The sequence below is a fragment of the Stenotrophomonas sp. AN71 genome, assembly GCF_050435725.1.
In the GTDB taxonomy this organism is placed as follows: domain Bacteria; phylum Pseudomonadota; class Gammaproteobacteria; order Xanthomonadales; family Xanthomonadaceae; genus Stenotrophomonas.
In genome coordinates this window covers 92,352-118,801 of the sequence record NZ_JBNDKU010000008.1, presented here as the reverse complement: position 1 = coordinate 118,801, position 26,450 = coordinate 92,352, and the positions used below count along the sequence as shown (strand labels likewise).

General features: G+C 67.0%; 27 protein-coding genes, 1 other RNA gene and 1 riboswitch. Of the genes, 12 read left to right on the top strand and 16 right to left on the bottom strand.

The window, feature by feature from the left end:
• Positions 1 to 4: 4 nt before the first annotated feature.
• The 9 genes from murG to mraZ are packed head-to-tail and all read right to left on the bottom strand — an operon-like array spanning position 5 to position 9,924.
• The gene (murG, locus tag ABH900_RS13870; RefSeq protein WP_429623548.1) at positions 5 to 1,105 is read right to left on the bottom strand and encodes an undecaprenyldiphospho-muramoylpentapeptide beta-N-acetylglucosaminyltransferase; all 1,101 of its coding nucleotides are present in this window, start codon (positions 1,103 to 1,105) and stop codon (positions 5 to 7) included.
• Positions 1,102 to 2,421 carry a putative lipid II flippase FtsW gene (gene ftsW, locus ABH900_RS13865; RefSeq protein WP_429623547.1) on the bottom strand — a complete coding sequence of 440 codons (1,320 nt, stop codon included), beginning with the start codon at positions 2,419 to 2,421 and terminating at the stop codon, positions 1,102 to 1,104. The genes murG and ftsW overlap by 4 nt, the downstream gene beginning before the upstream one ends.
• A 1-nt stretch (position 2,422) precedes the next feature.
• Positions 2,423 to 3,508 carry a phospho-N-acetylmuramoyl-pentapeptide-transferase gene (gene mraY / locus ABH900_RS13860; protein ID WP_303637919.1) on the bottom strand — a complete coding sequence of 362 codons (1,086 nt, stop codon included), beginning with the start codon at positions 3,506 to 3,508 and terminating at the stop codon, positions 2,423 to 2,425.
• Positions 3,498 to 4,892, bottom strand: a complete 1,395-nt coding sequence (locus ABH900_RS13855) for a UDP-N-acetylmuramoyl-tripeptide--D-alanyl-D-alanine ligase (RefSeq protein WP_429623545.1) — start codon at positions 4,890 to 4,892, stop codon at positions 3,498 to 3,500. The genes mraY and ABH900_RS13855 overlap by 11 nt, the downstream gene beginning before the upstream one ends.
• A complete protein-coding gene (locus ABH900_RS13850) occupies positions 4,889 to 6,397 on the bottom strand; it encodes a UDP-N-acetylmuramoyl-L-alanyl-D-glutamate--2,6-diaminopimelate ligase (RefSeq protein WP_429623544.1) in 1,509 nt (502 codons plus the stop codon). Before ABH900_RS13850 ends, ABH900_RS13855 begins: the two co-directional genes overlap by 4 nt.
• A complete protein-coding gene (locus tag ABH900_RS13845; RefSeq protein WP_429623542.1) occupies positions 6,394 to 8,238 on the bottom strand; it encodes a peptidoglycan D,D-transpeptidase FtsI family protein in 1,845 nt (614 codons plus the stop codon). Before ABH900_RS13845 ends, ABH900_RS13850 begins: the two co-directional genes overlap by 4 nt.
• Positions 8,235 to 8,498 (bottom strand): cell division protein FtsL, encoded by a 264-nt coding sequence (gene ftsL, locus ABH900_RS13840; RefSeq protein ID WP_014035980.1) that lies wholly within the window; start codon positions 8,496 to 8,498, stop codon positions 8,235 to 8,237. Before ftsL ends, ABH900_RS13845 begins: the two co-directional genes overlap by 4 nt.
• Positions 8,495 to 9,463, bottom strand: coding sequence for a 16S rRNA (cytosine(1402)-N(4))-methyltransferase RsmH (gene rsmH, locus ABH900_RS13835; protein ID WP_429623540.1), 969 nt, complete (start codon positions 9,461 to 9,463; stop codon positions 8,495 to 8,497). The genes ftsL and rsmH overlap by 4 nt, the downstream gene beginning before the upstream one ends.
• Positions 9,464 to 9,477: 14 nt before the next feature.
• Positions 9,478 to 9,924 carry a division/cell wall cluster transcriptional repressor MraZ gene (gene mraZ / locus ABH900_RS13830; protein ID WP_004143635.1) on the bottom strand — a complete coding sequence of 149 codons (447 nt, stop codon included), beginning with the start codon at positions 9,922 to 9,924 and terminating at the stop codon, positions 9,478 to 9,480.
• Positions 9,925 to 10,248: 324 nt separating this feature from the next.
• Here mraZ and ABH900_RS13825 point away from each other — a divergent pair, with 324 nt between their 5' ends.
• Complete coding sequence (locus tag ABH900_RS13825) at positions 10,249 to 11,025, top strand: NRDE family protein (protein WP_429623538.1); 777 nt, start codon at positions 10,249 to 10,251, stop codon at positions 11,023 to 11,025.
• 99 nt (positions 11,026 to 11,124) lie between these two features.
• Positions 11,125 to 11,604 (top strand): DM13 domain-containing protein, encoded by a 480-nt coding sequence (locus tag ABH900_RS13820; RefSeq protein WP_429623537.1) that lies wholly within the window; start codon positions 11,125 to 11,127, stop codon positions 11,602 to 11,604.
• A gap of 61 nt (positions 11,605 to 11,665) precedes the next feature.
• Here ABH900_RS13820 and rnpB read toward each other — a convergent pair.
• Positions 11,666 to 12,017: RNase P RNA component class A (gene rnpB / locus ABH900_RS13815), an RNA gene on the bottom strand.
• Positions 12,018 to 12,243: 226 nt separating this feature from the next.
• On the opposite strand from rnpB, the gene ABH900_RS13810 reads away from it, so the two are divergent.
• Positions 12,244 to 12,846, top strand: coding sequence for a type IV toxin-antitoxin system AbiEi family antitoxin domain-containing protein (locus tag ABH900_RS13810; protein WP_429623536.1), 603 nt, complete (start codon positions 12,244 to 12,246; stop codon positions 12,844 to 12,846).
• Entirely contained in the window at positions 12,843 to 13,712 is an 870-nt protein-coding gene (locus ABH900_RS13805) for a nucleotidyl transferase AbiEii/AbiGii toxin family protein (RefSeq protein ID WP_429623535.1), read from the top strand. The genes ABH900_RS13810 and ABH900_RS13805 overlap by 4 nt, the downstream gene beginning before the upstream one ends.
• 114 nt (positions 13,713 to 13,826) lie before the next feature.
• Here the strand turns inward: ABH900_RS13805 and rsmI are convergent, their stop codons facing one another.
• A complete protein-coding gene (gene rsmI, locus ABH900_RS13800; protein WP_429623534.1) occupies positions 13,827 to 14,645 on the bottom strand; it encodes a 16S rRNA (cytidine(1402)-2'-O)-methyltransferase in 819 nt (272 codons plus the stop codon).
• 81 nt (positions 14,646 to 14,726) lie between these two features.
• Between rsmI and ABH900_RS13795 the strand changes: the two genes are divergently transcribed.
• The 6 genes from ABH900_RS13795 to ABH900_RS13770 all read left to right on the top strand — a co-directional run bounded on the left by ABH900_RS13795 (position 14,727) and on the right by ABH900_RS13770 (position 20,176).
• Positions 14,727 to 16,448, top strand: a complete 1,722-nt coding sequence (locus ABH900_RS13795) for a penicillin-binding protein activator (protein WP_429623532.1) — start codon at positions 14,727 to 14,729, stop codon at positions 16,446 to 16,448.
• Positions 16,438 to 16,806 carry a YraN family protein gene (locus ABH900_RS13790; RefSeq protein WP_286074965.1) on the top strand — a complete coding sequence of 123 codons (369 nt, stop codon included), beginning with the start codon at positions 16,438 to 16,440 and terminating at the stop codon, positions 16,804 to 16,806. Before ABH900_RS13795 ends, ABH900_RS13790 begins: the two co-directional genes overlap by 11 nt.
• Positions 16,806 to 17,387, top strand: a complete 582-nt coding sequence (locus ABH900_RS13785; protein ID WP_429623530.1) for a metal-dependent hydrolase — start codon at positions 16,806 to 16,808, stop codon at positions 17,385 to 17,387. Before ABH900_RS13790 ends, ABH900_RS13785 begins: the two co-directional genes overlap by 1 nt.
• Entirely contained in the window at positions 17,384 to 18,769 is a 1,386-nt protein-coding gene (locus ABH900_RS13780; protein ID WP_429623528.1) for an FAD-binding oxidoreductase, read from the top strand. Before ABH900_RS13785 ends, ABH900_RS13780 begins: the two co-directional genes overlap by 4 nt.
• A gap of 503 nt (positions 18,770 to 19,272) precedes the next feature.
• Positions 19,273 to 19,683 (top strand): hypothetical protein, encoded by a 411-nt coding sequence (locus tag ABH900_RS13775; RefSeq protein WP_429623526.1) that lies wholly within the window; start codon positions 19,273 to 19,275, stop codon positions 19,681 to 19,683.
• Positions 19,684 to 19,804: 121 nt separating this feature from the next.
• Positions 19,805 to 20,176, top strand: coding sequence for a DUF805 domain-containing protein (locus tag ABH900_RS13770; RefSeq protein WP_429623525.1), 372 nt, complete (start codon positions 19,805 to 19,807; stop codon positions 20,174 to 20,176).
• 111 nt (positions 20,177 to 20,287) lie between these two features.
• Here the strand turns inward: ABH900_RS13770 and thiL are convergent, their stop codons facing one another.
• The 5 genes from thiL to ABH900_RS13745 form a co-directional block, all read right to left on the bottom strand.
• On the bottom strand, positions 20,288 to 21,250 hold the full coding sequence (gene thiL, locus ABH900_RS13765; RefSeq protein WP_429623523.1) for a thiamine-phosphate kinase: 963 nt from the start codon (positions 21,248 to 21,250) through the stop codon (positions 20,288 to 20,290).
• A gap of 238 nt (positions 21,251 to 21,488) precedes the next feature.
• A complete protein-coding gene (gene nusB, locus ABH900_RS13760) occupies positions 21,489 to 21,968 on the bottom strand; it encodes a transcription antitermination factor NusB (protein ID WP_429623521.1) in 480 nt (159 codons plus the stop codon).
• Positions 21,965 to 22,432, bottom strand: a complete 468-nt coding sequence (ribH, locus tag ABH900_RS13755) for a 6,7-dimethyl-8-ribityllumazine synthase (RefSeq protein ID WP_049443133.1) — start codon at positions 22,430 to 22,432, stop codon at positions 21,965 to 21,967. Before ribH ends, nusB begins: the two co-directional genes overlap by 4 nt.
• Positions 22,433 to 22,621: 189 nt before the next feature.
• Positions 22,622 to 23,722, bottom strand: coding sequence for a 3,4-dihydroxy-2-butanone-4-phosphate synthase (gene ribB, locus ABH900_RS13750; RefSeq protein ID WP_429623520.1), 1,101 nt, complete (start codon positions 23,720 to 23,722; stop codon positions 22,622 to 22,624).
• The gene (locus ABH900_RS13745; RefSeq protein WP_429623518.1) at positions 23,719 to 24,345 is read right to left on the bottom strand and encodes a riboflavin synthase; all 627 of its coding nucleotides are present in this window, start codon (positions 24,343 to 24,345) and stop codon (positions 23,719 to 23,721) included. Before ABH900_RS13745 ends, ribB begins: the two co-directional genes overlap by 4 nt.
• 77 nt (positions 24,346 to 24,422) lie before the next feature.
• Positions 24,423 to 24,569: riboswitch (FMN riboswitch) on the bottom strand.
• A gap of 231 nt (positions 24,570 to 24,800) precedes the next feature.
• Here ABH900_RS13745 and ABH900_RS13740 point away from each other — a divergent pair.
• Together ABH900_RS13740 and ABH900_RS13735 are read left to right on the top strand one after the other, a co-directional pair.
• The gene (locus ABH900_RS13740; RefSeq protein WP_429623516.1) at positions 24,801 to 25,421 is read left to right on the top strand and encodes a hypothetical protein; all 621 of its coding nucleotides are present in this window, start codon (positions 24,801 to 24,803) and stop codon (positions 25,419 to 25,421) included.
• 147 nt (positions 25,422 to 25,568) lie between these two features.
• On the top strand, positions 25,569 to 26,450 hold the full coding sequence (locus ABH900_RS13735; RefSeq protein ID WP_429623514.1) for a hypothetical protein: 882 nt from the start codon (positions 25,569 to 25,571) through the stop codon (positions 26,448 to 26,450).

Sequence of the window (26,450 nt, the reverse complement as noted above, 5' to 3'; positions counted from 1 at the left end):
TTCTTCATACAGCTTCCTCAAGAATGATATCGGCGATGCGCTCGGCGGCATCGACCTTGGCCAGGGCACGCGCGGCTTGCGCCATCTGCATGCGGCGGGCGGGATTTTCGGACAGATCGCGCAGCAGTGCGGCAATGCCGTCGGCCAGCGTTCCGTCCTGCTTCAGCAAAATCGCTGCGCCGCGCTCGACCAGATACTCCGCATTGCGGGTCTGGTGATCGTCGACGGCGGCGGGGAATGGCACCAGCACGCTGCCGACACCGACCGCGCACAGCTCGGCCAGGGTCGATGCACCGGCGCGGCACACGACCAGATCAGCCCACGCGAACGCCTCGGCCATGTCGGCGATGAACGGGGTGATTTCGGCCTGCACACCGGCCTTGGCATACGCCTCGACCGCTTCGGCGTGCATTTTCTCGCCACTCTGGTGGCGCACCTGCACTGCCACGTCGGTGCCCAGCGCGGCAATCGCCTGTGGCACGCCGGTGTTCAGCGCGCGCGCACCCTGGCTGCCCCCGACCACCAGCACGCGCAGCGGACCGTGGCGATCGGCGAAGCGCTGTTCCGGTGGTGCGATGGCGGCAATTTCAGCGCGCACCGGGTTGCCGACGAACTCCTCGCGGTTGGCGAAGGTGCCCGGGAAGCCGGTCAGCAGGCGGCGCGCGTAGCGCGACAGGATGCGATTGGTCAGGCCCGGCGCACGGTTCTGCTCGTGCACGATCAGCGGCAGCCCATGCAGGCGCGTCGCCATGCCACCGGGGCCGGAGGCAAAGCCACCGAAGGCCACCACCGCGCGCGGCTGGCGCTTGCGGATGACCATGCCGGCCGCACGCAGCGCGCGCATCAGCCGCCACGGCGCCGCCAGCAGGGCCAGCTTGCCCTTGCCGCGCAGGCCGGTGATGGCCAGCGTGTCGATCGCGATGTCGTGCTGCGGCACCAGACGGGTTTCCATCGCGCCCTCGGCGCCCATCCAGGTAACCGGCACGCCGCGCTCGCGCAGCACGCGGGCCACGGCCAGACCGGGGAAGATGTGACCGCCGGTACCACCAGCCAGGATCATCACCGGGCGGGCGTTGGCGGGCATGTTGGAGACGGGGCGGCTCATGACAGCCTCCCGAAGGTCGGTTCGATGCGTGACTGCAGGCGACTGGTGCCACGCACGGCGTTCGGCGCGGCGGCAGCCACTGGCTCGGCACTCATCGGTACACTGGCAGCCACCGGCGCGACTGGCTCTTCCGTCGACTCGACAGCGGCGTCTTCTGCGCCACCGATGCGGACGGCCTGGCGGCGCTCGGCGCGCTTGAGTTCATAGGACACACGCAGCAGCAGGCCCATCGCCACGCAGGTCATCAGCACCGACGAACCACCGGAGGAGATCAGCGGCAGGGTCAGGCCCTTGGTCGGCAGGATGCCCAGGTTCACGCCGATCGAGACGAAGGTCTGCATGCTGATCCACAGGCCGATGCCGAAGGCGATGTAACCGGAGAAGTGCCGCTTCATTTCCACGCAGCGCATGCCCAGCCAGAAGGTCCGGCCGACCAGCAGCGCGTACAGGGCCACGATCACGCAGGTGCCCAGGAAGCCGAACTCCTCGGCGGTGACCGAGAAGATGAAGTCGGTGTGCGCTTCGGGCAGGTAGTACAGCTTCTGCACCGAATTGCCCAGGCCAACGCCGGTCCATTCGCCTCGGCCCACCGCCATCAGCGCGTTGGACAGCTGATAGCCGTCGCCCTGCTGGTCGGCCCACGGGTCGAGGAAGGAGGTGATGCGGCGCATGCGGTACGGCTCGATGATCGCCAGTGCGCTCATGCCGACCAGGCCGATGATCACCGGCATCGACATGCGCGGCATGTTCACTCCGCCCAGCACCAGCATGCCGGCGGTGATCGCCAGCAGCAGGGTCGAAGAACCGAAGTCCGGCTGCAGCAGCAGCAGCAGCACCAGTGCACCGGCCACGCCCAGCGGCTTGAGCATCGCCGGCCAGGTCGCGTTGACCTCATCGCGGAAGCGCACCAGGTAGCTGGACAGCCACACGATGTACAGCACCTTCACCGCTTCGACCGTCTGGAACTTGGAGATGCCCAGGTTGATCCAGCGGCGCGCGCCGTTGACCGTGCTGCCCAGGCCCGGCGCGAACACCGCCAGCAGCAGCACGAAGCAGCCCAGCAGCAGCATCTGGTTGTACTGCTCGATCGACTTCAGTTCGGTGCGGGCGGCGATGACCGCCAGCACGATGCCGACCGCCAGGAAGATCAGGTGGCGGTTGAGGTAGTAGAACGGGCTGCTCATCAAGGCGATCGAACTGGACGCCACCATCACCACACCGATGCCCGTGAGCGCGATGATCGCGCCCAGCAGCCACTTGTCGTAGCTGCCTTCGATGGCTTCAAGGCGTGTTGCCTGGCGGGACAGGTCGTTCATCTCAGCGCACCTTCAACGTGGCCAGGCCGATCAGGACGAGCACGACGGAGATGATCCAGAAGCGCACGATCACCCGCGGCTCCGGCCAGCCCTTCAGTTCGAAGTGGTGATGGATCGGTGCCATGCGGAACACGCGCTTGCCGGTCAGCTTGAACGAAGCAACCTGGATCATCACCGACAGCGTTTCGATGACGAACACGCCGCCCATGATCACCAGCACCAGCTCCTGGCGGGTGATCACCGCGATGGTGCCCAGCACCGCGCCCAGCGACAGCGCGCCGATGTCGCCCATGAAGACCATGGCCGGATAGGTGTTGAACCACAGGAAGCCGAGGCCCGCGCCGGCAATGGCCGCGCAGATGATGACCAGCTCGCCGGCACCCGGGATCTGCGGGATCTGCAGGTAGTTGGCGAACACCACGTTGCCCGAGGCATAGGCGAACACACCCAGTGCGCAGGCCACCAGCACCGTCGGCATGATCGCCAGGCCGTCGAGGCCGTCGGTCAGGTTCACCGCATTGGAGAACCCGACAATCCAGAAATAGGCGATGGCCACGAAGCCGATGCCGGCCAGGGGCAACGCCACCGACTTGAACATCGGGATGTAGAAGGTCAGCGCCGCCGGCACATCGGCCGTCTGGAACAGGAAGATGCCCGCAGCGAGGCCGAAGATCGACTGCAGCAGGTACTTCCAGCGCGACTTCAGCCCGTTCGGATCGCGACGGACGATCTTGATCCAGTCGTCATACCAGCCGATGGCGCCGAAGCACAGCATCACTGCCAGCACCAGCCACACGTAGCGGTTGCGCAGGTCGGCCCACATCAGCACCGACAGCGTGACGGTGAGCAGGATCAGCGAACCGCCCATGGTCGGCGTGCCGGCCTTGGAGAAGTGGGTCTGCGGACCGTCCGTGCGGATCGGCTGGCCGCCCTTGAACTGGGCAAGCTTGCGGATCATCGCCGGGCCGAGCCACAGCGACAGGAACAGGGCCGTCAGCGCGGCAAGGATGGCGCGGAACGTCTGGTAGTTGAACAGCCCGAACAGGCTCTCCAACTGTTGCAACCATCGAGCCAGTTCATACAACATGCGGGGATTCCTCTCCTTGCGCCAGCAGCGCTTTGACGATCAGGTCCATGGCACTGCCACGGGAACCCTTGACCAGGCAGCGCACACCAGCGTGCAACTCGTCCTGCAGCGCCTTTGACAGCGCATCATGGGTGGCGAAATGGCGGCCACCTTCGCCGAAGGCAGCCGCAGCGGCGGCGCTGAGCGGGCCCAACGCGTACAGACGCTTCAAGCCCGCGGCGCGCGCGCGGAGACCGGCCTGCGCATGCAGCGCCTGTGCGTCCGGACCCAGCTCGCGCATATCGCCCAGTACCAGCCAGCCCTCTTCCGGCGCAGCGGCCAGGGCATCGATGGCAGCGGCCAGCGAACCGGGGTTGGCGTTGTAGCTGTCATCCACCAGCACCGCACCGTTGTGCAGCTGGTGGGCGATCTGGCGGCCCGGCACCGGCTGTGCTTCGGCCAGACCGGTGGCAATCAGTGCCAGATCGACACCGGCCGACAGCGCCAGGCTGGCCGCAGCCAGCGCATTGCTGACGTTATGGCGTCCCGGCAGGCCCAGCACGACGCGGCTCTCGCCCATCGGCGTGACCAGGGTGAACTGGCTGCCCTGCGCACCGGCGCGGATATCGCGTGCGGTGACCTCGGCGCTGTGCTCCAGGCCATAGCGCAGCACGCGGCAGCGCGCCGGGGTACCGACGAAGTGCTGTTCGAACCAGCGACCGTAGGCATCGTCGACGTTGATCACCGCCACGCCATCGGCTGGCAACGCGGCATAGATCGCGCCCTTGGTCAGCGCCACGCCGAGCAGGCTGCCCATCCGTTCCAGATGCGCCGGTGCGATGTTGTTGACCAGCGCATAGCGCGGGCGGGCGATATCGGTCAGGTAGGCGATGTCGCCCGGCTTGCCGGCCCCCATCTCGTAGACGGCGTAGTCGGCATCCTCCGGGGCGTCGATCACCGCCAGCGGCAGGCCGATCTCGTTGTTGCGGTTGCCCGGGTTGGCATACACCACCTTGTGCGCATGCCGGGCGACCTGCTGCAGGATCGACAGCAGCAGGCTCTTCACGCTGGTCTTGCCATTGCTGCCGGTAATCGCGAACACCTCGGTATCGCGGTCACGCTGCATGCCGGTGGCGATCTTCGCCAAGGCCAGCTCGCTGTCGGCCACCAGCACCTGCGGCAGTTCGATCGGCAGCAAGCGTTCGACCAGCAGCGCGCTGGCACCGCGCGCCTGCGCGTCGGCGGCGAAATCATGGCCGTCGAAACGCTCACCGCGCAGCGCCACGTACAGGCTGCCCGGGCCGAGGCTGCGGGTGTCGTTGCTGACCGCATCGATGGCCACGTCGTCGCCGTGGATCTCGCCGCCGGCCCAGTGGGCGATCAGCGAAAGCAGGGTGCGCTTCATGCGGCGCCCTCCCCGGCCTGTGCTGCTAGAACACCGGCCTTGGCCGCCAGTGCAGCGGCAGCCACTTCGGTGTCATCGAAGTCATGGCGCACGCCATTCACTTCCTGGTACGGCTCGTGGCCCTTGCCGGCAATCAGGATGATGTCGCCAGCACCGGCACGCTTCACCGCCAGGCCGATCGCACGCGCGCGGCTGCGCTGCACGGTCACGGCATCGGCGTTCTGGAATCCGGCCAGGATGTCGGCCACGATCACGTCGCCATCTTCGCCACGCGGGTTGTCGTCGGTGACGATGACCTGGTTGGCCAGGCGCTCGGCAATCGCCGCCATCTGCGGACGCTTGCCGGTATCGCGCTCGCCACCGCAGCCGAACACGCAGAACAGCGCGCCGTGCAGATGGCCGTGCAGGCTGTCCAGCGCCTGTTCCAGCGCGTCCGGGGTATGTGCGTAATCGACGACCACGGTCGGCAGGCCGTCTTCGCCGCCGAGGCGGTTCATGCGGCCACGGATCGGCTGCAGCGCCGACAGCACCTCGGCGATGCGCGGCAGCGGCTGGCCCTGCGCGTGCAGGGTACCGGCTACGGCCAGCAGGTTGTCCACGTTGAAGCGGCCCAGCAGCGGCGACTGCACTGCAGCACGCTGGCCATCGATGACCAGTTCGAAGGCAATGCCACGGCCGTCCATCTGCAGCGCTTCGGCGCGCACGCTGGCGTCGGTGGCACCGCGCGAGCTCAGGCCGATCGGCTGCACGCCCGCCGGCAGGCCGGCGAACAGCTGGCGACCGAAGGCGTCGTCGAGATTGATCACCGCGGCCTTCAGGCCGGGGCGATGGAACAACCGCGCCTTGGCCGCGCCGTAGCTGGCCATGTCGCCGTGGTAGTCCAGGTGGTCGCGGGTGAGGTTGGTGAACACCGCCACGTCGTAATGCACGGCATCCACGCGGCCCTGGTCCAGCGCGTGCGAGCTGACCTCCATCGCCACCGCGCGCGCGCCGGCGTCACGCAGCTGCGCCAGCAGTGCATGCATCTGCAGCACCAGCGGCGTGGTGAAGCCGGTCGGTTCGACAGCGCCGTAAAGTCCGGCGCCCAACGTGCCGATACTGCCACTGGGCGTTCCGAGCAGATGCCAGGCCTGGGCCAGCAGCTGCACGGTGGAGGTCTTGCCGTTGGTGCCGGTCACGCCGACCATCGCCATTGCCCGCGACGGTGCGCCATGGAACTGGTCGGCCATCGCGCCCATGCGCGCGCGCAGGCCCGGCACCGCGATCGCATCAGACGGTGCAGGCAGCTCGGCAGGCGCTGGCGGTTCGAACAGGATGGCGCCAGCACCGGCCGCACGCGCCTGCTCGACAAAGCCCAGGCCATGCGCGCCGAAACCGGCGATGGCGACGAAGGCATTGCCGGGGCGTACGGCACGGCTGTCCAGCACCAGGCCGGTCAGAACGGGATCGTGCCCTGCAAGGGCCACGTCCGGAAGCAACTGCGAAAGCAACATCGAAGGACTCATTGCGTGCCTCCCGTAGCGGGTGGCGTCTGGGCTTGCGCGCTCGGCAGCGCAGCATCGAATTCGGCGGCAGCGTCGACCGGCAGCGCGGCTTCGGCCGGCGGCGCGGGCAGGATCGAGGCCGAATGGCCGACCTTGCCGGACTGCTGTGCAGCCAGCCACGACTGCAGGTCGTCCAGCGGCACGTCCATCAGGCGCAGGGTGCCTTCCATCACGTTGTGGTAGACCGGCGCGGACACCAGGCCACCGTAGAACTTGCCGGCCTGCGGGTCGTTGATGACGATGACAGTGGCAAAGCGCGGGTTGGTGGCCGGCACCACGCCAGCAAACAGCGCGTTGTAATGACCGCGCTCGTAGCCCCCCGGGCCGGCCTTGCGCGCGGTACCGGTCTTGCCGGCCACGCGATAGCCAAGGACGGCTGCCTGCTTGGCGCCGCCCTGGGTAACCACCGTTTCCATCATCGCCACCACCTGGCGGGCGACGTTCTCGTCGATGATCTGCTGGCCTTCGTTGCGCTGGCCCTTGACGAACGTCGGCGCGATCAGGCGGCCACCGTTGGCCAACGCCGAATAGGCGGTGGCGATCTGTAGCGGCGTCACCGACAGGCCATAGCCGTAGGACATGGTGGTCTTGGTGGTGCCCGACCAGCGTGCCGGGCGCATCACCACGCCGGCCGACTCGCCCGGGAAACCGCTGTGCGGCGCCGAGCCATAGCCGAAGCGGCGCACGCCGTCATAGAAGGTCTGGTCCGGCATCTTCGCCGCGACCTTGGCCGCGCCCACGTTCGAACTGCGGGTGATCACGCCGGTTACGTTCAGCACACCGTTGTTACGCGGCACGTCGCGGATGGTGAAGCGACCCAGGGTCATGTAGCCCGGGTTGGTATCGATGACGGTGTCCTTGGTCACCGCGCCGGCCTGCAGCGCGGTGGCGATGGTCAACGGCTTCATCGTCGAACCCGGCTCGACCAGGTCGGTCACCGCACGGTTGCGGCGCGTATCGGGAATCGCGCCGGTCAGCGAATTCGGGTTGTAGGTCGGCAGGTTGACCATGGCCAGGATCTCCCCGGTGGTCACGTCCATGATCACCATCGAACCGCCGGCCGCCTTGTTGGCCACCAGCGCGTTGCGCAGCTCCTTGAAAGCCAGGTACTGGATGCGGCGGTCGATGCTGAGGGTCAGGTCCTTGCCCGGTTCGGCGGCGCGCAGCAGATCGCTCTCGACGGTCTCGCCCTTGCGGTTGCGGATCACCCGCTTGGCGCCGGCCTTGCCGCGCAGCCACTCGTCGAACGCCAGCTCCAGGCCCTCCTGGCCGCGGTCGTCGATATTGGTGAAGCCCAGCACGTGCGCCATCGCCTCACCCTGCGGGTAGAAGCGGCGGAACTCGCGCTGCGCGGCCACGCCCGGAATCTTCAGCGCGACCACCTTCTCTGCTTCGTCCGGGTTGATCCGGCGACGCAGGTACATGAATTCCTTGTCCGACTTCTGCGACAGGCGGCTGCTCAGCTCATCCACCGACATGCCGACCGCCTGGGCCAGCTCGGGAATGCGTTCGGGCGAACGCAGCAGGTCCTGCGGGTTGACCCAGATCGAAGCGACCGGCGTGGACACCGCCAGTGGCTCGCCGTTGCGGTCGGTGATCATGCCGCGCGAGGTCTTGATCGGCAGCTCGCGCAGGTATCGGGCCTCGCCCTGGCGCTGGTAGAAATCGCTGTTGATGATCTGCACGTAGGCGGCGCGACCGACCAGCGACACCGAACACAGGCCAAGCGCCAGGGCCACCCAGCGCAGGCGCTGGCGCAGGTTGAAGGCGTTGCGCGGGCGGTTGCGGCCGGTCTTGCTCATGGGCGCACCACCACGATGTCCCCGGCTTCGGGGAACTTCATGCCGAGCTTCTCGCGGGCGATGCGATCGACGCGGTTGGCTTCGGCCAGCGTGGCCTGTTCCAGCTGCAGGCGGCCGAACTCCAGGTTGATGTCATCGCGCGTGCGTTCGGCACGCGACAGCTCGATGAACGTCTGGCGATGACGATGACGCACGAACACGACGCCGATCGCCGAGGCCACGGTGCAGGCCAACAGGATGATCAGCAGCAGCCGGCTCACGCGTCGGCCTCCCGCTTCTGGGCAACGCGCAGCACGGCGCTGCGGGCGCGCGGGTTGGTGGCCAGCTCTTCGTCGGTGGCCTTGATGGCACCACCGATCAGGTCCAGCGTCGGCACGAACGCGACCGCCTCGGGCAGGCGGCGGTTGGCCGGCGGCGCCTTGGCCAGGCGGTTCATGTACTGCTTGACGATGCGGTCTTCCAGCGAATGGAAGCTGATCACCGCCAACCGACCGCCGGGCTTGAGCCGCTCCACCGCCGCATCCAGCCCGGCCTCAAGATCGGCCAGCTCGCGGTTGATGTGGATGCGGATGGCCTGGAAGCTGCGCGTGGCCGGATGGATCTTGTCCTTGCCACGCGGCATCACCGAGGCGATCAGTTCGGCCAGTTCGGCCGTGCGGGTGAACGGCTGCTTCTCGCGGCGGGCGACGATCGCACGGGCGATGCGTCGGCTCTGCCGCTCTTCGCCGTAGGTCCACAGCACGTCGGCGATCTCACGGTCTTCGACGCGGTTGATCCACTGCGCTGCGCTTTCGCCGCTGTCCGGGTCCATGCGCATGTCCAGCGGGCCATCCTTGCCGAAGCTGAAGCCACGTTCGGCCACGTCCAGCTGCGGCGAGGACACGCCCAGGTCGAACAGCACGCCGTCCAGGCCCTCGGCGGTCGCATCCCACTGCAGCAGCTGGGCAAAGCTGCCACGGAAGATGGACACACGCGGGTCCGGCGCGAAATCGCGCTCGGCAACGGCAATGGCTTCCGGATCCTTGTCCATGACCAGCAGGCGCCCCTCGGGACCGAGCTGGGTGAGCACGCCACGTGCATGACCGCCACGACCGAACGTGCCATCCAGATAACGTCCGTTTTCGATCACCCTCAGGCCTTCAAGGACCTGGGTGTACAGGACCGGCAGATGCACCGCCGGCGACTGCGACACCGGAAGGTGACCGGTCTGCGCTTCTGGGCGCATCCGGGCACCCCGGCTCACAACTTCAGGTCGAGCAACCCATCACCCAGATCCTCATCAGACAACGTCTGCTGGATCAGGGCCCGATGCGCCTGCTCGCTCCACAATTCGAATTTGTCGCCCATACCGAGCAATACCGCCTTCTTCTCAATGCCCACCGCACCGCGGTGGCTGGCGGGAATGCTGATGCGACCGTTGCCGTCCAGCTCCAGATGGGCGGCCGAGCCGACCAGCTTCTGCTGCAACAGGCGCACGACGCGCTGTGTGTTGGGCTTGGACATCACATCGTCGCGGACCCGCTCCCATTCCGACTCTGCATACAGCCACAGGCAGCCGGCTTCGAACGGGTTGTAGGTCAACACGAGACGGTTGTTGCTGGCGCGCGCGACGAGGTCGCGGTAAGCGGTGGGAACCGCCATGCGCCCCTTGTCGTCAACTGTGATGGCCGTCTCGCCCTGGAACACGACGCCTGCACCTTGTCCTTCGCCCGGTGAAACATTGAACCACGAAAACCCACAAAACACCCGGATTTCCCTCTGATGCCCACCTTAGCAGCGGCCCAAGGGTTGTCAACAACTTTTCAGCAGGGAAATCGCCAGCCGCATCAATGGCTTGCAACAACCTTTAGAGAATTGTTCAAGGCTTATCCACAAGTTGCTGATCCGTCTCATTTTTTGAGATTGAACGGAAGTTCAGGGGTGTGGACAGAGCGTGAAACATCGGCCGCGCATTCATCCGGAGCGGGCTGAAAACGGCGCCAGACTGCGCAAACCATGCACAATGAGCCCATGTGCCTGCTCGCTCTTGGCTGGATGCACCACCCGCGCTGGCGGCTGGTGATGACCGGCAACCGTGATGAGTTCCACGCCCGCCCGACGGCGGCGCTGGCCCCTTGGCAAGATGAGACCTCCGTCATCGGCGGGCGCGACCTGCGCTCCGGCGGCGGCTGGGCCGGGGTCGGCAATGCAGGCCGGATGGCTGTGGTCACCAATGTGCGCGACCCACTGGCCGCCCAGACCGGGCCGTCGCGGGGCGCGCTGGTGGCCGACTTCCTGCGCGGCCGCGATCCCGCTGCCGTGCACATCGACCGGCTGGCGACCGTGGCCGGCGCCTATGCCCCGTTCAACCTGTTGCTGGCCGATGGCCAAACGCTGGAATACCTGGGCAACCACCCCTACGAGCGGCAGAGCCTGGGCCCTGGCGTGCACGGCATGTCCAACGGCGCCCTGGACGCGCCCTGGCCGAAGACCCGGCGACTGATGGCCGCGCTGTCGGCCTGGCTGGAAGAGGAAGGGGTCAGATCCCCTTCCCAACGCGAAAGGGATCTGACCCCGTTGTGGGAGGCCCTTGCCGACGAACACCGCCCCGCCGACAGTGACCTGCCCGATACCGGCATCGGCCTGGAGCGCGAACGCTGGCTGAGCCCGGCCTTCATCCGCGGCGACGACTACGGCACCCGCGCCAGCACCGTGCTGCTGATCGACGCCGACGGCCACGGCGAGATCCACGAACGCCGCTTCGGCCCACAGGGCGTCGCCATTGGGCACAGCCAGGTCGACTTCTGACCCTGTACCTGTTTTCTGTGTCTATAAATCTCTGCCTGCACGCCACACGATGACCTGGCGCGGTCCTGCCGCGCCCCACCGATCCACAGGGAGTCATCGATGCGCCGCGTTCTTGTACTTGTTGTTACCCACCTGCTCACGCTCGGCCTGGGCTTCGGCCTGGGCGTCTACCTCCTGCCGATCCTGATCGCCCCCGATGACCCGCCGGTCGCGCAGGTGCAGGCGGCCATGGGCGAGGCCCGCTACCACACCACCTTCCGCCGCGACCTCAAGGGCAGCGATGCGGTGCACTGGGCTGAAGGCAAAGTCAGCGTCAGCCCGCGCCAGGTCGCATTCGACGGCAAGATGGGCCCCGGGCCGGACTACAAGGTCTACCTGGTCCGCGACTTCGTCGACAACAAGGCCGACTTCCTGAAGATCAAGGCACAGGCCCAGCGCATCGGCGAGGTGAAGACCTTCAACCGATTCCTGGTCGATGTGCCCGCGAACGTGGACGTGGACGACTACACCACCGTGGTCGTGTGGTGCGAACGCTTTTCGCAGTTCATTTCCGCCGGGCAGTACCGCACGCCGGGCTGAACAACATCCCGAGCATCTGCACGGAGAGCAGCCGAGCATGGCTCGGCTTACCGGAATAAGGAGGCGGAGCCGGCCGATAAGCCGGGTTCTGTCGTGGACAGTCATTCCTCTAGGCGTTACGTCACCGCAACGCTCAAGCAACCTACCCGGATCCAACGCGGGCCGCGCCAAAGGATCCCTATTTGGTCTTGCTCCAGGTGGGGTTTGCCGTGCCGGTCTGTTGCCAGACTCGCGGTGCGCTCTTACCGCACCATTTCACCCTTACCGGCCTTCCGAAGAAGACGTAGGCGGTATCTTTCTGTTGCACTTTCCGTCGGCTTGCGCCGCCCAGGCGTTACCTGGCACCTTGCCCTATGGAGCCCGGACTTTCCTCGGCACCCCCGAAGGGATGACGCGACTGTCTGGCCGACTCCGCCAGCGCATATTCTAGCGTACGCACGTCCTTCCTGCCGTGCTGATCGCGGCGTCCGGTTCATCCATCCACGCATGGCGTGGATCTCCCAAGGGCGTGGCCCGGCGCTACCTGCTCCGCCGTGGTGGGTGCGGACCCAGCTCCGCACCCTTCACTCGTCGGCACCGACGATGTTCCTTTTTGTCGGTCTATATTAAAAATGACCTGCATTATGGAACAATGCCGTCATGGAAAATGCTGAGGCCAGGGCACGAAAGCTACTGCTGCGCGCAGGCACGCTGCGCGCGCGCGAACTGGTGGCTGCCGGAATTGCCCGTGCGCAACTGGCGCGCCTGGTCGACGCCGGTGCACTCATCCGACTGTCCCGCGGCGTTTACGCATTGCCCGGAAAAACCCGCGGCGACACCGACGATGGGCTGCGGATCATTGCCGAACGCCTGCCGCACCCCCGCCTGTGTCTGTTGAGTGCCCTGCGCCTGCATGGCCTGACCACCCAGGCGCCGTTCGAGCTCTGGGTCGCCATTGGCAACAGCGACCGCTCGCCCCGCATCGACTGGCCGCCGCTCCGGGTGGTCCGCATGTCGCCAACGACCCTCAATGCAGGACTGGAAGAACGCCGTGTGGGCACGCGTTGCATCTATGTCAGCAACGTTGCCAAAACCGTCGCGGACTGCTTCAAATACCGCAATCTCGTCGGCCTCGATGTCGCTATCGAGGCGCTGCGTGACGCGCTTCGCAGCCGCGCCATCACCCCAAACGCACTGATGGAGTATGCGCGGATCTGCCGCGTTGCCAGACTGATGAGACCGTATCTCGATGCCCTGGCGTGACCCACTCTCCACCGCTTCCCCGTCGCGTTGCTTCCATCCGGCAGCGATTGCTCGATCACGCCCGCAACCACGGCGAGGACTTCCAGTTCGTGCTGGACAGGTTCGCCGTTGAGCGCCTGCTCTACCGGCTCTCCGCTTCCCGATACCGCGACCAGTTTCTGCTGAAGGGCGCCATGCTGTTCGCAGTGTGGTTCGATGCACCACACCGGCCCACACGGGATGCGGACTTTCTGCGATTCGGCAGTACTGAGCCCGCCCATCTCCTGCGTATCGCGCGCTCGCTCTGTGCAGTGGCAAGCGACGACGGTCTGCACTTCGATCCAGCCAGCATCGCCATCGAAGCTACCCGCGAAGACGCGGCGTATGAGGGGCTGCGCATGCGCCTGATCGCATATCTGGGCCGTGCACGCTGCCATGTGCAGTGGGATGTGGGGTTTGGCGACGCGGTGATCGCCCCACCGCCAGAAATAACCTATCCGGTGATGCTGGACGGATTTCCGCCGCCTTGCCTGCGCGTCTACCCACGCGAAACGGTATTCGCCGAAAAACTGGAAGCGATTGCGGCACTAGGCATTGCCAACAGCAGGATGAAAGACTTCTTCGACCTGCTGGCATTGGTGCGCGAGGACGCCATGGATCGCCCCGGCCTTGCAGCCGCCATTGGTGCGACCTTTGATCGACGCGGTACCCCTGCGCCGACGCCAATGCCGTACGGGCTGACCCAGGCATTCGCCATGGATGTCCAGAAGCAGGCTCAGTGGCACGCGTTCCTGCGCAGGAATCGCCTGTGTGCACCTGAGCTTTCCTCGGTGGTTGCCGAGATTGCCGATTATCTGGGCACCTTGGACGGAATCGCACAGTGCTGATGCCGCACGGCGCCATCTGGGGGGGGAACTTGGTGCGGTTCATCCATCCACGCATGGCATGGATCTCCCGATTCCGCTGCTCTGGTGGGTGCGAACCTTGGTCCGCACGATCCATCAACTACCGTACAACGCCTTGCGCGGTGCACCGGTCAACTCGGCGGCCAACTTGGCCGCAGTCGACGGCGGCAGGTGTTCGCTCAGCTTGGCGTACACACGGCGGCCGTGCGCCAGTTGTGCCTCCTCATCATCGCCGGCGCCCTGCACCATCACCACGAACTCGCCCTTGCGCTGGTTCTCGTCGGCCTCCACCCGTGCCAGCAGACCGGCGAGGTCACCATCAAGCACGGTCTCGAACAGCTTGGTCAGCTCGCGCGCCAGCACCGCCGGGCGCTCGCCGCCGAAGATCGCGGCCATGTCGGCCAGCGACTCGGCAATACGGTGCGAGGATTCATAGAACACCATCGTGCGCACTTCGCCAGCCAGCGCCTGCAGGCGATCGCGGCGGCCGCTGGCCTTGGCCGGCAGGAAGCCTTCGAAACTGAAGCGGTCGCTGGGCAGGCCGGCCACGCTCAGCGCGGCGATGGCGGCACAGGCGCCGGGAATCGGGCTGACCTTGATGCCGGCCGCGCGCGCCGCCCGCACCAGGCGGAAACCGGGATCGCTGACCAGCGGGGTGCCGGCATCGCTGACCAGCGCCAGCGACTCGCCGGCCTGCAGGCGCGAAACCAAGCGCTGCGCGAGGGCCTCTTCATTGTGTTCGTGCAGCGCCACCAGCGGCTGCTGGATGCCGAAATGGGACAGCAGCTGGCCGCTGCGGCGGGTGTCCTCGGCACAGATGGCCGCCACCGAACGCAGCACCTCCTGCGCGCGCGGGCTCAGATCGGACAGGTTGCCGATCGGGGTGGCGACGACGTACAGGGTTGGGACACTCATTTCAGCGGTACTCACGGGGCAAGGGTAGAATCGTAGCGTGTACCCGGCCAAGGCCGCTGCCCTCATCGCATGGACCCGATCATGAACAAGCCCGCCGCACGGATCTCCGCCCTGTCGTTGTCGCTGATGTTGCTGGCCGGTTGTGCCACCACCAGCCTGACCAGCACGCCCGATTCGCCGGCCCAGAGCCAGGCGCTGGCGCTGATCGAACAGGGCAAGCCCCGCGACGCCGCGCTGCAGCTGGAAGGCCTGGCCGCCACCCTGCGCGGCGGTGCCCGCAGCAACGCACTGGCCGACGCGGCCTGGGCCTGGCACCTGGCCGGCGACAGCGCGCGCGCGCGCAGCCTGCTGGGCCAGCTCACTGCCCGCCAGCTGAGCGGCGCCAGCCTGCAGCGCTACCAGCTGACGGGCGCCGAGCTGGCGCTGGCCGACAAGCAGCCGGCGCAGGCACTGGCGCTATTGAAGGACCAGGGCGACAGCGTGCTCCCGGCCCTGCGTACGCGCTGGCACCTGGCCCGGGCCAATGCTCTGCAGGGCACCGGCGATGCCTTCGGCGCCGCCACCGAACGCGCCCGCGCCCATGCCGGCCTGACCGGCAGCGCGCGCAGCGAGAACCAGGCCGCCATTGCCGGCCTGCTCGGCACCCTCGACGACGCCACCCTGCGCAGCCGTGCCGCCGCGCTGCCGGCCAACGACCCGCTGTACAACTTCGCCGGCCGAGCGCTGATCGCACGTGGCCTGCCGCTGCCGCGCCCGTTCGACCGTGATGGCGCCGCCCAGTTCGATACCAGCAAGCGCCCGCCGGCGATGAGCGACGGTTACCGTCCGCCGGCCAAGCTGGCGGTGTTGCTGCCGCTCAGCGGCCGCCTGGCCACCGCCGCGCAGCCGGTACGCGATGGCCTGCTGGCCGCCTACTACGGTGAGAGCCGTCGCCGCCCGGACATCAATTTCTTCGATACCGCCGGTACGCCGGCCGGTGCGCTGGCCGCCTACGACAAGGCCGTGGCCTCCGGCGCCGACTTCGTGGTCGGCCCGCTGGGCCGCGACGAAGTGGACGCCGTGTACGGCCGCCAGCAGCTGCAGGTACCGGTGCTGGCCCTGAACCGCGGCAAGGATGCGCCGCCGGCCGGCAGCGCCGGTTTCTCGCTGGCCCCGGAAGACGATGGCATCGTCGCCGCCGAATACCTGCGCGGCCGCGAGCGCGGCAAGGCGCTGGTGATCAACAGCGCCGACGACACCGGCCGCCGATCCGCCGCCGCCTTCGCCCAGCGCTTCGCCCAGCGCGGCGGTCAGGTGGTGGCCACGGTCGGGGTCAGTGATGCAGTCGGCGACGTCGGCGCGCAGGTGCGCAATGCCGGCCAGGTCGACGCGGTATTCCTCGCCGTGCGTGCGCCGCAGGCGCGCCTGCTGGCGCCGCAGCTGGCACTGGCCGGCGCCGGTGGCGCCACCCGCGTCGGCACCTCGCAGCTGACCGTCGGCAGTGGCAAGGTGGAAGAAGACGTGGCGCTGGACGGCATCGTCTATCCGAACGAAGCCTGGAACGTGCGCAGCGTGTCCGGTCTGCCATCGGCCAGCCAGGTCGCCAGTACCCTGCCCAGCGCGCGCGGCGCCGCTGGCCGCCTGTTCGCCTTCGGCGCCGATGCCTGGAAGATCACCGCCTACCTGGACAAGCTGTCCAACGAAGGCGGTCTGGACGGTGCCACCGGCACCCTGTTCCTGGACAGCAACGGCAACATCCTCCGTCAGCCGGCGTGGTCCACCTTCAATGGCGGCCGGCCGATGCCGATCGTCGGTGGTCGCTGAGCGCAGCCAACGTGGCTCGGCGGTGGAAGCCGCCGCCGAGCAGCATCTGCAACAGGCCGGCCTGCAGCCGCGTGCGCGCAACGTGCGCTATCGCGGCGGTGAACTGGACCTGGTGATGGACGACGCCGGAACCGTGGTGTTCGTGGAAGTGCGTTACCGCGCACGATCCGATTTCGGTGGCGGCGCTGCCTCGGTGGATGTGCGCAAGTGCCGACGCGTGGCCCATGCCGCGTTGCTGTACCTGCAGGACAATCCTGCGCTTGCCGATGCGCCCTGCCGCTTCGATGTGGTGGAAGCCACGGGTGAACCGCCGCAGTTGAACTGGCTGCGGGACGCGTTCCGACTGGACGACTGCTGATGCCTTCGATCATCACCCACGCCGCCGTGCCGCTGGCGCTGTGGTGCGCCGCTGATCGCGGCCGCATTCCATCGTGGCTGCTGGCTGCCGGTGTGGTCGCGGCCATGCTGCCCGATGCCGATGTGCTGGCATTCGCGCTGCACATTCCCTATGCCGATGCGTTCGGCCACCGTGGTGCCAGCCATTCGTTGTTGTTTGCCTGCGTGCTGGCCATGTTGGCAGCGTTGCTGGCGTTCTTTGGTAGTCGCCGACCTTGGTCGGCGGGTTTGTGCCAACCAAGGTTGGCACCCACCACACAGGCGGCGGTATTCATCTTCATCTGCGCCGCCAGCCATCCCTTGCTCGACGCGATGACCTCCGGCGGCCTCGGCGTTGCCCTGGCCTGGCCCTGGAGCGAGCAGCGCTTCTTCGCCCCGTGGCGGCCGATCCGCGTTTCACCGTTTGCGCCGCAGTTCTTCAGCGCGCGCGGCATGGCCACGTTGTTGTCGGAACTGCGCTGGGTGTGGCTGCCATTGGCCGGCGCCGTTGTTACCTGGAAACTGATCCAACCCGCTCCTGCTGCCCCACGAGATCCGTCATGAGTACTGCACCGCCTGCTGCCCTGGTTGCCGAACTGTCTGCCCTGCTGGGTGCGGAGGGCTGGCGCATGGATGCCAGCGCCCTGGAGGCGAACGCGCAGGACAACTCGTGGCGCCATCAACGTCCTGCCGCCGTTGCACTGCCGGCCACCATTGAACACGTGCAGGCGCTGGTGCGTGCTTGCCGCACGCATGGCGTGGCCTTGGTCGCACGTGGCGCCGGTACCGGCACCACCGGCGCTGCGGTTCCATTGCCGGGCAGCATCGTGCTGTCGTTCACCCGCATGGACCGCATTGTCGAGATCCGTGCCGGCGACCGCTGCGCCGTGGTGCAGCCGGGCGTGCTCAACGGCACCCTGCAGCAGGCGCTGGCGCCACACGGCCTGTTCTGGGCGCCAGACCCTTCCAGCGCGGAGATCTGCAGCGTGGGTGGCAACCTGGCCTGCAACGCCGGTGGCCCGCGCGCAGTGAAGTACGGCACCAGCCGCGACAACGTGCTGGGCCTGGTGGCGGTCACCGGCACCGGCGAGGTGATCCGCTGCGGCGGCGCCTACACCAAGGATTCCACTGGCTACGACCTCACCCATCTGCTGGTGGGCAGCGAAGGCACGCTGGCGCTGATCGTGGAAGCCACCTTGAAGCTGACGCCGCTGCCGGTCAGCCAGGCCGGCCTGCGCGTGCTGTACCGCGATGCCGATGCCGCCGCCGCTGCGGTGTCGCGCCTGATGTCGCAGCCGGTGGTACCCACGCGCCTGGAATTCATGGATGCACGCAGCCTGGAACTGCTGCGCCTCAATGGTGCCGAGGTGCCCGAGGCTGGGGCGATGCTGCTGGTGGAAGCCGATGGTGACCACGACACCCTGCCCTACCTGCTGCAGGCACTGGCCAGCGCCGCAGAAGGCGACGGCATGATCGAACTGGACGTGGCAATGGAAGGCCGCGCACGCGACCAGCTGTGGGCCGCACGCAAGGCGCTTTCACCCGCACTGCGGACCGTCGCACCCGGCAAGATCAACGAAGACGTGGTGGTGCCGGTATCGCGCATTCCAGATCTGGTGGCCGGTGTACAGGCGCTGGCACGCGAGTACACGCTGACCATCGTCACGTTTGGACATGCCGGCAACGGCAACCTGCACGTCAACATCCTCTACCACCCGGACGACGCCGATGAGAACGCACGCGCGCATGCCGCGCTGCCGAAGATCTTCGAGCTGACGTTGGCGCTCGGTGGCACGCTCTCCGGCGAACACGGTATTGGATTGGCCAAGCGCGATTTCATGGCGCAGGCGTTTACCCCGGCCACACTGGCGACGATGCGCGCGATCAAGGCCGCACTCGATCCGGACGGCATCCTCAATCCGGGCAAGGTCCTTCCGCCGGTGTGATGTGCGCCGGGCATGGCTGGGCGCTACCGATTGCCCGGGGTCGGATCCCATCGCAACGGCGATGGGCTCTGACCCCACGCTTCGCGCGCTGAGCCGAGCATGGGCTCGGCTCTACAAGGAAGCTGCGCGAATTCTGACGCAATCGCCTCGTTTTGAATAACCGCGCCGCGCGCGCATCCCAACTGCAGAAATTTTGAGTTTGAAACTTTTCTGATTGGTGCAGCAGCACCTTCGTGCGCATGATGGACACGCCACCGACAACGGGTGGCACGGGCTTCCAATCCCGTTTGGTAAGTATGTTGTTTACGCTTGTCTGTCGGCGTCGCCCATCCCTCGGGCGGCGTCGGCAGGCATTCTGTCCGCGCTCACATGGCGGGCGGTGCGTGGGGGCCTTGTGCCCGCCGGCGTTTCGCATACTTGCCACCGGTATTGGAACCACGCACCGTCCGCCACCCTCGCTGTTACGCGGGGTGGCCCCTTGCTTCGCACTCAAGGACGCCGCCATGACCACTTCCCGCTACCCCCACCTGTTTGCCACCCTCGGCGAAGCCGCCACACGCTTGCCCGACGATCTGGCACGCGCGCTGGAAAACACCTTCGTGTCACTGCAGAGCGGCGAGGCGCCCGGCACGATTACGTTGCAGGCTTGCCTGCAGCACATCCGCCAGGGCGATGCTGCCGACGGCCAGCCGTGGCCAGGGAACGGCCGCACGCCCGGGCAGCGGCTGGCGCTGGCCCGCATCGATCGGGCCAACGCCGGGCTGACCTTCCTGCTGGAACTGCTGCACGCCACCGAACGCGTGCGCGTGGATGGCGAGGTTGGCCAGGAGATGGCGGATCGAGGGCGCGAGGGCCTGCTGCTGGCCTGCCGTGGGCTGGCAGAGTATGTGGATGTGCAGTTGCACGCGGCCTGACGGCAACGCCTTCATCTTCGGGCGAACTACGCGCGTGCTGCGAACAGATTGCAACCAATTGCATGGCTGCCATTCGCCCCGCAATAGATAGTGCTGCCTCTTTTTCCAAGGAGCAGACCCGATGCACAAGATGATGGTTCCACTGAAGCGCTACGCACAGTTCAGCGGGCGCGCCAGCCGCAGTGAGTTCTGGTGGTTCCAGTTGTTCATCGTGATCGTATCGATTCCGTTGTATGTGCTGGGCTTCATTGCCGGCTACACCGAATCGCAAATGCTGGCATTGGCCTCGACAGGCCTGAGCGTGGTGATGTGGCTGGCAGTGATCGTGCCGATGATCGCAGTGACGGTGCGACGGCTGCATGACTCCGACCGTTCGGGTTGGTGGTACCTGCTGATGCTGGTGCCGTTCGCCGGACTGGTGGTGCTGGTATTCATGCTGCTGCCGGGCACGGAGGGCGACAACCGTTTCGGATCTCCAGTACCACACATCTGATCCAAAGTTGTAGAGCAGGGCCATGCTCGGCGCACGCACACCGCGCGCAAGGCAGCCGAGCATAGGCCCGGCTCTACCTAAGCGCCGCCGGGCATTGCCCGGCGTCATTGATCACGCGAAGTGCTCGTACCCGCCAGGGCCGTCATGCCCCTCGGTATGCACGCCCTGCCCTTCCATGATGCGGCCGATGCGGGTGAGCGGCACGTCCAACGATTCGGCCAGGTAGTGCAGCGCATCGCGCTGGTCGGCGGCAGCGGTGAAACACAGTTCGTAATCGTCGCCACCGTGCAGCGCGCACTCACGGGCAACATCGCGGCCCAGTAGTTCGCGCAGCGCCGGCGAGATCGGCAACGCATCGGCATCGACTTCGGCGCGCACGCCGCTGCGTGCAGCGATGTGACCAAGGTCGGCCAGCAAGCCATCGGAGATATCCACGGCCGCATGCGCGAACGCACGCAGGCGCAGGCCCAGGGTGACACGTGGGGTGGGACGCAGCAGGCGCAGGCGCAGGCTTTCGTAGTCGGCCAGCAGGGTGGCGGTGGCCACGTTCAATGCACCCTGCTGCCACAGGCGCAGCGCACCGGCCGCATCGCCGAGCGTGCCGCTGACCCAGATGTCGTCGCCCACCTGCGCGCGGTCACGGCGCAGCGCCTGGCCACGGCCGACCTGACCCATCGCGGTCACCGACAGCGACAGCGGACCGCGCGTAGTGTCGCCACCAATCAAGGCGATGTCGTGCTGGTCGGCCAGCGCGAAGAAGCCATCGGCGAAAGATTCGATCCAGTCTTCGGTGGCTTCCGGCAACGACAACGCCAGCGTGCACCACGCCGGGCGCGCGCCCATGGCGGCGAGGTCGGACAGATTGACGGCCAGCGTCTTCCAGCCGATATCGAAGGCCGGCGTTTCCGCAGGGAAATGCACGCCACTGTTCAGCGTATCGGCGGTGACCACCAGCTGTTCGTTCGGGCGCGGCTGCAGCAGCGCGGCGTCATCACCGATGCCAAGCAGGACGTCGTCGCGCTCGAGGGTGCGGGCGCGGATGCGGTCGATGAGGGCGAATTCGGCCAGGGACATGGGGCGCTCCGGCGGGTTGCATGGATGGGCGGCGGGCGCGGATGAATCGTGCCGAATGGGTAAACCGGCTGGGTAGAGTCGACTGTCAGTCGACTGCTCTCCCGTCCGACATCAAGACCGCTGTTCGAAAGGCGGTCGACCAACAGTCGACCCCACCAAGGCAGGATCCCAACCGTGCCAACCAAGGTTGGCACCTACCCGGAAGCGTCCAGACCCGCTCAAGGCGGGCACAGGCGGGTCAGTGACCCGATTCGACCTTGCGCCATTCCACGGCGGCACGATCGAGCACGCCGTTGACGTAGGTGTGGCCATGCTCGGAACCGAAACGCTTGGCCGATTCGATGGCTTCGTTGATCACCACGCGGTACGGCACGTCCAGGCGGTAACGCAGCTCGTAGGCAGCCAGACGCACCACCGCGCGTTCGATCGCGTCCACTTCTTCGATGCCACGGTCCAGGTACGGGCCGAGCGCTTCATCGATGTCACGACGGTTGTCGAGCACGCCATGCACCAGCGCTTCGAAGTACGCCAGGTCGGCGATTTCGCGGGCCTGCTCGTGGGCGAACTGGGCGATCAGCGACTGCGCGTTGCCGCCGGAGATCTGCCAGGCGTAGATGGCCTGCACGGCACGACGGCGCGCGCGCGAGCGCAGCACCGGATCGACGCCATCACGGCGGACGGGTTTACCGGAGGGCTTGCCCTGGGTGTTCTTGTTCATGGCAGCTGCTCCAGAAGGTTGACCATTTCCAATGCGGCGAGTGCGACTTCCTCGCCCTTGTTGCCGTGGCTGCCGCCTGCGCGGGCCTCGGCGTCTTCAGCACGTTCCACCGCCAGCACACCGTTCAGCACCGGCACGCCGAAATCCAGCTGCACGCGCATCAGGCCCTCGGCGCAGCGGTCGGCCACGTGTTCGTAGTGGCGGGTGTCGCCACGGATCACGCAGCCCAGGGTGAGGATGGCGGCGTGTTCGTGGGCGGCGGCCAGGCGTGCGGCCACCAGCGGCAGTTCCCAGGCACCCGGCACGCGGATCACGTCGATGTTGGCTTCGGTGATGCCGTTGCCGGCCAGGCTCAGGCGCGCGCCCGCGACCAGCGCGTCGGTGATGCGGGCATTCCAGCGGCTGGCCAGGATGGCAAAGCGCGCCGACTCGGGAGTGCGAAGATCACCTTCGTAGTGGCTCATATGCGGCTTGGGGATTCGATTAAGGGGTAATTCTAGCGTGGATGGCCCCCGGCCGTGGCTGGCGGGGGCCTGCGGGGCGTGCCGACCAACGGTCGGCACCCACCGGTAGTGCCGGCCGCTGGCCGGCAATCCCGGGGCGTGTGTTGCCGGCCAGCGGCCGGCACTACCGATCCCATGTGCAGCGGCAGGTTACGGGGTCACCGTCTCCACCACCTCCAGGCCATACCCGGCCAGGCCGATCTGGCGGCGTGGGGTGCCCAACACGCGCAGCTTGCCCAGGCCCAGGTCGGACAGGATCTGCGCGCCGGCACCATTGCGGCGCCACTGGCCCACATCCTTGTCCTTGCCCGGCACCACTGGCGCCGGTTGCTGGCGCAGGCGGGCCAGCAGGGCTTCGCCATCGCGCGGGGCCTGCAAGACCACCATCACGCCCGCGCCTTCGGCATCGATCGCGCGCAGGGCATCGGTGGCGGCCACGCCGAAGTCATCCCGGCGCCAATGCAGCAGATCGGCCAACGGATTTTCCACCTGCACCCGCACCAGCGTCGGGGTGTCGGCATCCGGGGTGCCACGGACCAGGGCGAAATGCAGGTCGTGGGCGATGCGGTCGCGGTAGGTGACCAGCTTGAACGGGCCGAACTCCGTGTCGATCTCGCGCTCATCGACGCGCTCGACGGTCTTTTCGGTGGCCAGGCGGTAGGCAATCAGGTCGGCGATGGAGCCCATCTTCAGGCCGTGCTCGCGGGCGAACACTTCCAGTTCCGGGCGGCGCGCCATGCTGCCATCCGGGTTCAGGATTTCCACCAGCACGCCGGCCGGCTCCAGCCCGGCCAACATGGCCAGGTCCACGCCGGCTTCGGTGTGGCCGGCGCGGGTCAGCACGCCGCCGGGCTGGGCGATCAGCGGGAAGATGTGGCCCGGCTGGTGCAGGTCCGACGGTCGGGCGTTGGGCTTCACCGCGGTGCGGATGGTATGCGCACGGTCATGCGCGGAGATGCCGGTGGTGACGCCCTCGGCGGCCTCGATGCTGACCGTGAAGTTGGTCTGGAACTGCGCGGTATTGGCCTGCACCATCGGCGCCAGGCCGAGGTCGGCGGCGCGGGTGCGGGTCAGCGGCAGGCACACCAGGCCTCGGCCGTGGGTGACCATGAAGTTGATGTCCGACGGCTTGACCAGCTCGGCGGCCATGATCAGGTCGCCTTCGTTCTCGCGGTCTTCGTCATCGACGATGACCACCATGCGGCCCAGGCGGATGTCTTCCAGGATTTCCGGAATCGGGGCGAAATTCATGCTGCATCTCCCTGCGGGTGCTGACCGTTGGTCGGCACGCTGATCAACCGCTCGACGTAGCGGGCGACCAGATCGATTTCAAGATTGACCGCGCTGCCCACGCCTGCGGCGGAGAAGGCGGTGTTGGCCACGGTGTGCGGGATGAGGGCGACTTCAAAGCCTTCGCCGTCCACTTCGTTGACGGTGAGGCTGACACCGTCCACGCAGATCGAGCCCTTCTTGGCGATGTAGCGACGCAGCGCGGCCGGTGCAGCGAAACGCCAGCGCTGGGCACGTGCGTCTTCATGGATGGACAGCACCTGGCCGAGACCGTCGACGTGGCCGCTGACCAGATGGCCGCCAAGGCGGTCGGTCGGGCGCATGGCACGCTCCAGGTTGATGACCGCCCCTTCGCCCAGCTGGCCCAGCGTGGTCAGGCCCAGGGTCTCGGTGGAGGCATCAGCCTGGAAGCTGCTGGCATCGAACGCGATGACGGTGAGGCAGACGCCGTTGATGGCAATGCTCTCGCCCATCTGCACGTTGTCGAACGGCAGATTCCCGACATTGAAGGTGAAGCGGACATCGCCGCCGATGGATTCGCGAGCGGCCAGACGGCCGACGCCTTCGATGATTCCAGTAAACAAGTAACGTTCTCCGCGAAAAGTGAGCGAAAAACGCCGCAAGGCAAACAGGCGGGCGCAGGGCCGCAAAGGCCCTGTAGCACCGTCTTCTTTCATCCGGACTATGACCGTCGGCTCCGGCATTGGACCGGATCTGCTGACCCCCGACGGTAAGGCCGGGGCGCTCGCGGGCTCGTGCTTGCGCACCTACCGCCGGTGGGGAATCGCACCCCGCCCTGAAGACGTTTGTGTACCGGCGAACCGGCCCGGGTAGTGTAGCAGCCCCCTCTGCGGGGCCGGGGCGGCCCCGGCTGGCTACCGTTCAGTTGTGACTGGGTTCTCGTTATGACAGGCGCAGGGTCACCAGCGGCTGGCCTTTCGTAAAACTTTCATTAAACTCGGCGGTCGGACGACATGAGGTCGCCACGGGCAGCCGCAAGGGCAGGCCCGCCAATGGACTGAAATTCACAGGAATTCCCATGCGCAAGATCCTGATCGTGGCCGCCCTGCTGGCCGCCGCCCCGTTCTCGGCTTCGGCCGAAGCCCTGAGCTACACCTACGTTGAAGGCGGCTGGACGCAGGTCAAGGTTGACGACAACGCACTGGACGACCCGAAGGTCGACGGTGGCTATCTGCGTGGTTCGGTCGCGCTGGCCGAGCAGGTCTACGTGTTCGGTGGCTGGTCGCGCACCAGCAAGACCCGTCACTACGGCGAAGACTCGCTGAAGCTGGAACTGAACCAGCCGGAGCTGGGTATCGGCTACCACATGCCGTGGACCGACCGCCTGGACTTCACCGCCGATGCCGCCTGGGTGCGCCAGAACGCCGAATCGACCCTGCGTTATGACGGCGTTCGTTACCACGGCAAGGACCACAGCAACCTGGGCCGCGTCACTATGGGTATCCGCGGCAAGCCGTCGCGCATGACCGAAGCCTGGGCCAAGGCCGGCTACATGGACGGTGGCAACAACTTCAAGGGCACCTGGGTCGGCACCGTCGGCGGCCAGATCAACTTCACCAAGACCTGGGGTCTGGTGGGCGAGATCTCCGGCTACCGCGACGTCACCCAGTACTCCGCCGGCGTCCGCGCCAGCTTCTGATTGCCCGATCGTCGTCGTGCGATCGAACGGGCCCCGAAAGGGGCCTGTTTTTTTGGCCCGCGCGCACCGGCACGTGATCACATGACGCCATCGAACGTGCGCGTGGATGCGCTAGGCTTGCGCGCTTCTGGAACAGGAATTCCCATGATGAACACCCCTCTGCGCACCCTGCTGGCCTCGGCCCTGCTGTTCGCTCCGATGTTCGCCAGCGCCGCGCCAGCCGCGCTGACGCCGGAACAGACGTTCGACCTGTACGCGCGCGCGCTGCTGGAAGACGATGCCGCCGCCACGCGCAGCCTCAACGAAGCATTGAAGCCGGCCTTCAGCGGCGAAGACGCGTTGACCCCGACCCCGGGTGGCCTGGCCAAGGCGCTGTCCGAGCCGTGGCTGACGGTGTTGGCCACCACCGGCGCCAAGGTCGACCCGGCAGCCGCCGAGGCGCTGTACGCCACCGCGCTGAAGGGCTCGCAGTGCCGCGCCACGCGCAGCAGCGTGGAGGACAACGAGTACGTGGACGACCAGAAGATCGCCAAGGTCGACTTCAGCTGCCAGCTGGTCGATCTGTCCAGTGTGCGCCCGCTGTTCGCCGCCAGCCTGAGCGATGGATCGCCCGCCACCCGCACCCGCTTCACCGAGGCCTACACCAAGGCGTTGCAGAGCGGCACGCGACGCCCGGTGACCGGCACCCTGACCCTGTACACCGCCAAGGACAATGCCTACTGGTACAGCGGCAACTTCGATGATCTGGTCGGCCCGGTGCTGGGCCAGCTGGCGCCGTTCGAGGATTGGCTGCAGGACGCCGAAGCTGCAAAGGCGCCGAAGGTCACCGGCGTGCCCGGTTGCGACCTGCTGCTGCAGCAGCACCGCGCATGCGTGGCGAAGATCGCCCCGGACCAGGTCAGCGGCGTAGATGCCATGGCCGAGGAACTGAAGGCCAAGGCACAGGTGCAGTCGCCCGAGGAAATGACGCAGGAGTGCAAGGCACTGCGCCCGATCGCCGAGATGATGTGGACCGACGAATGCGCGTGA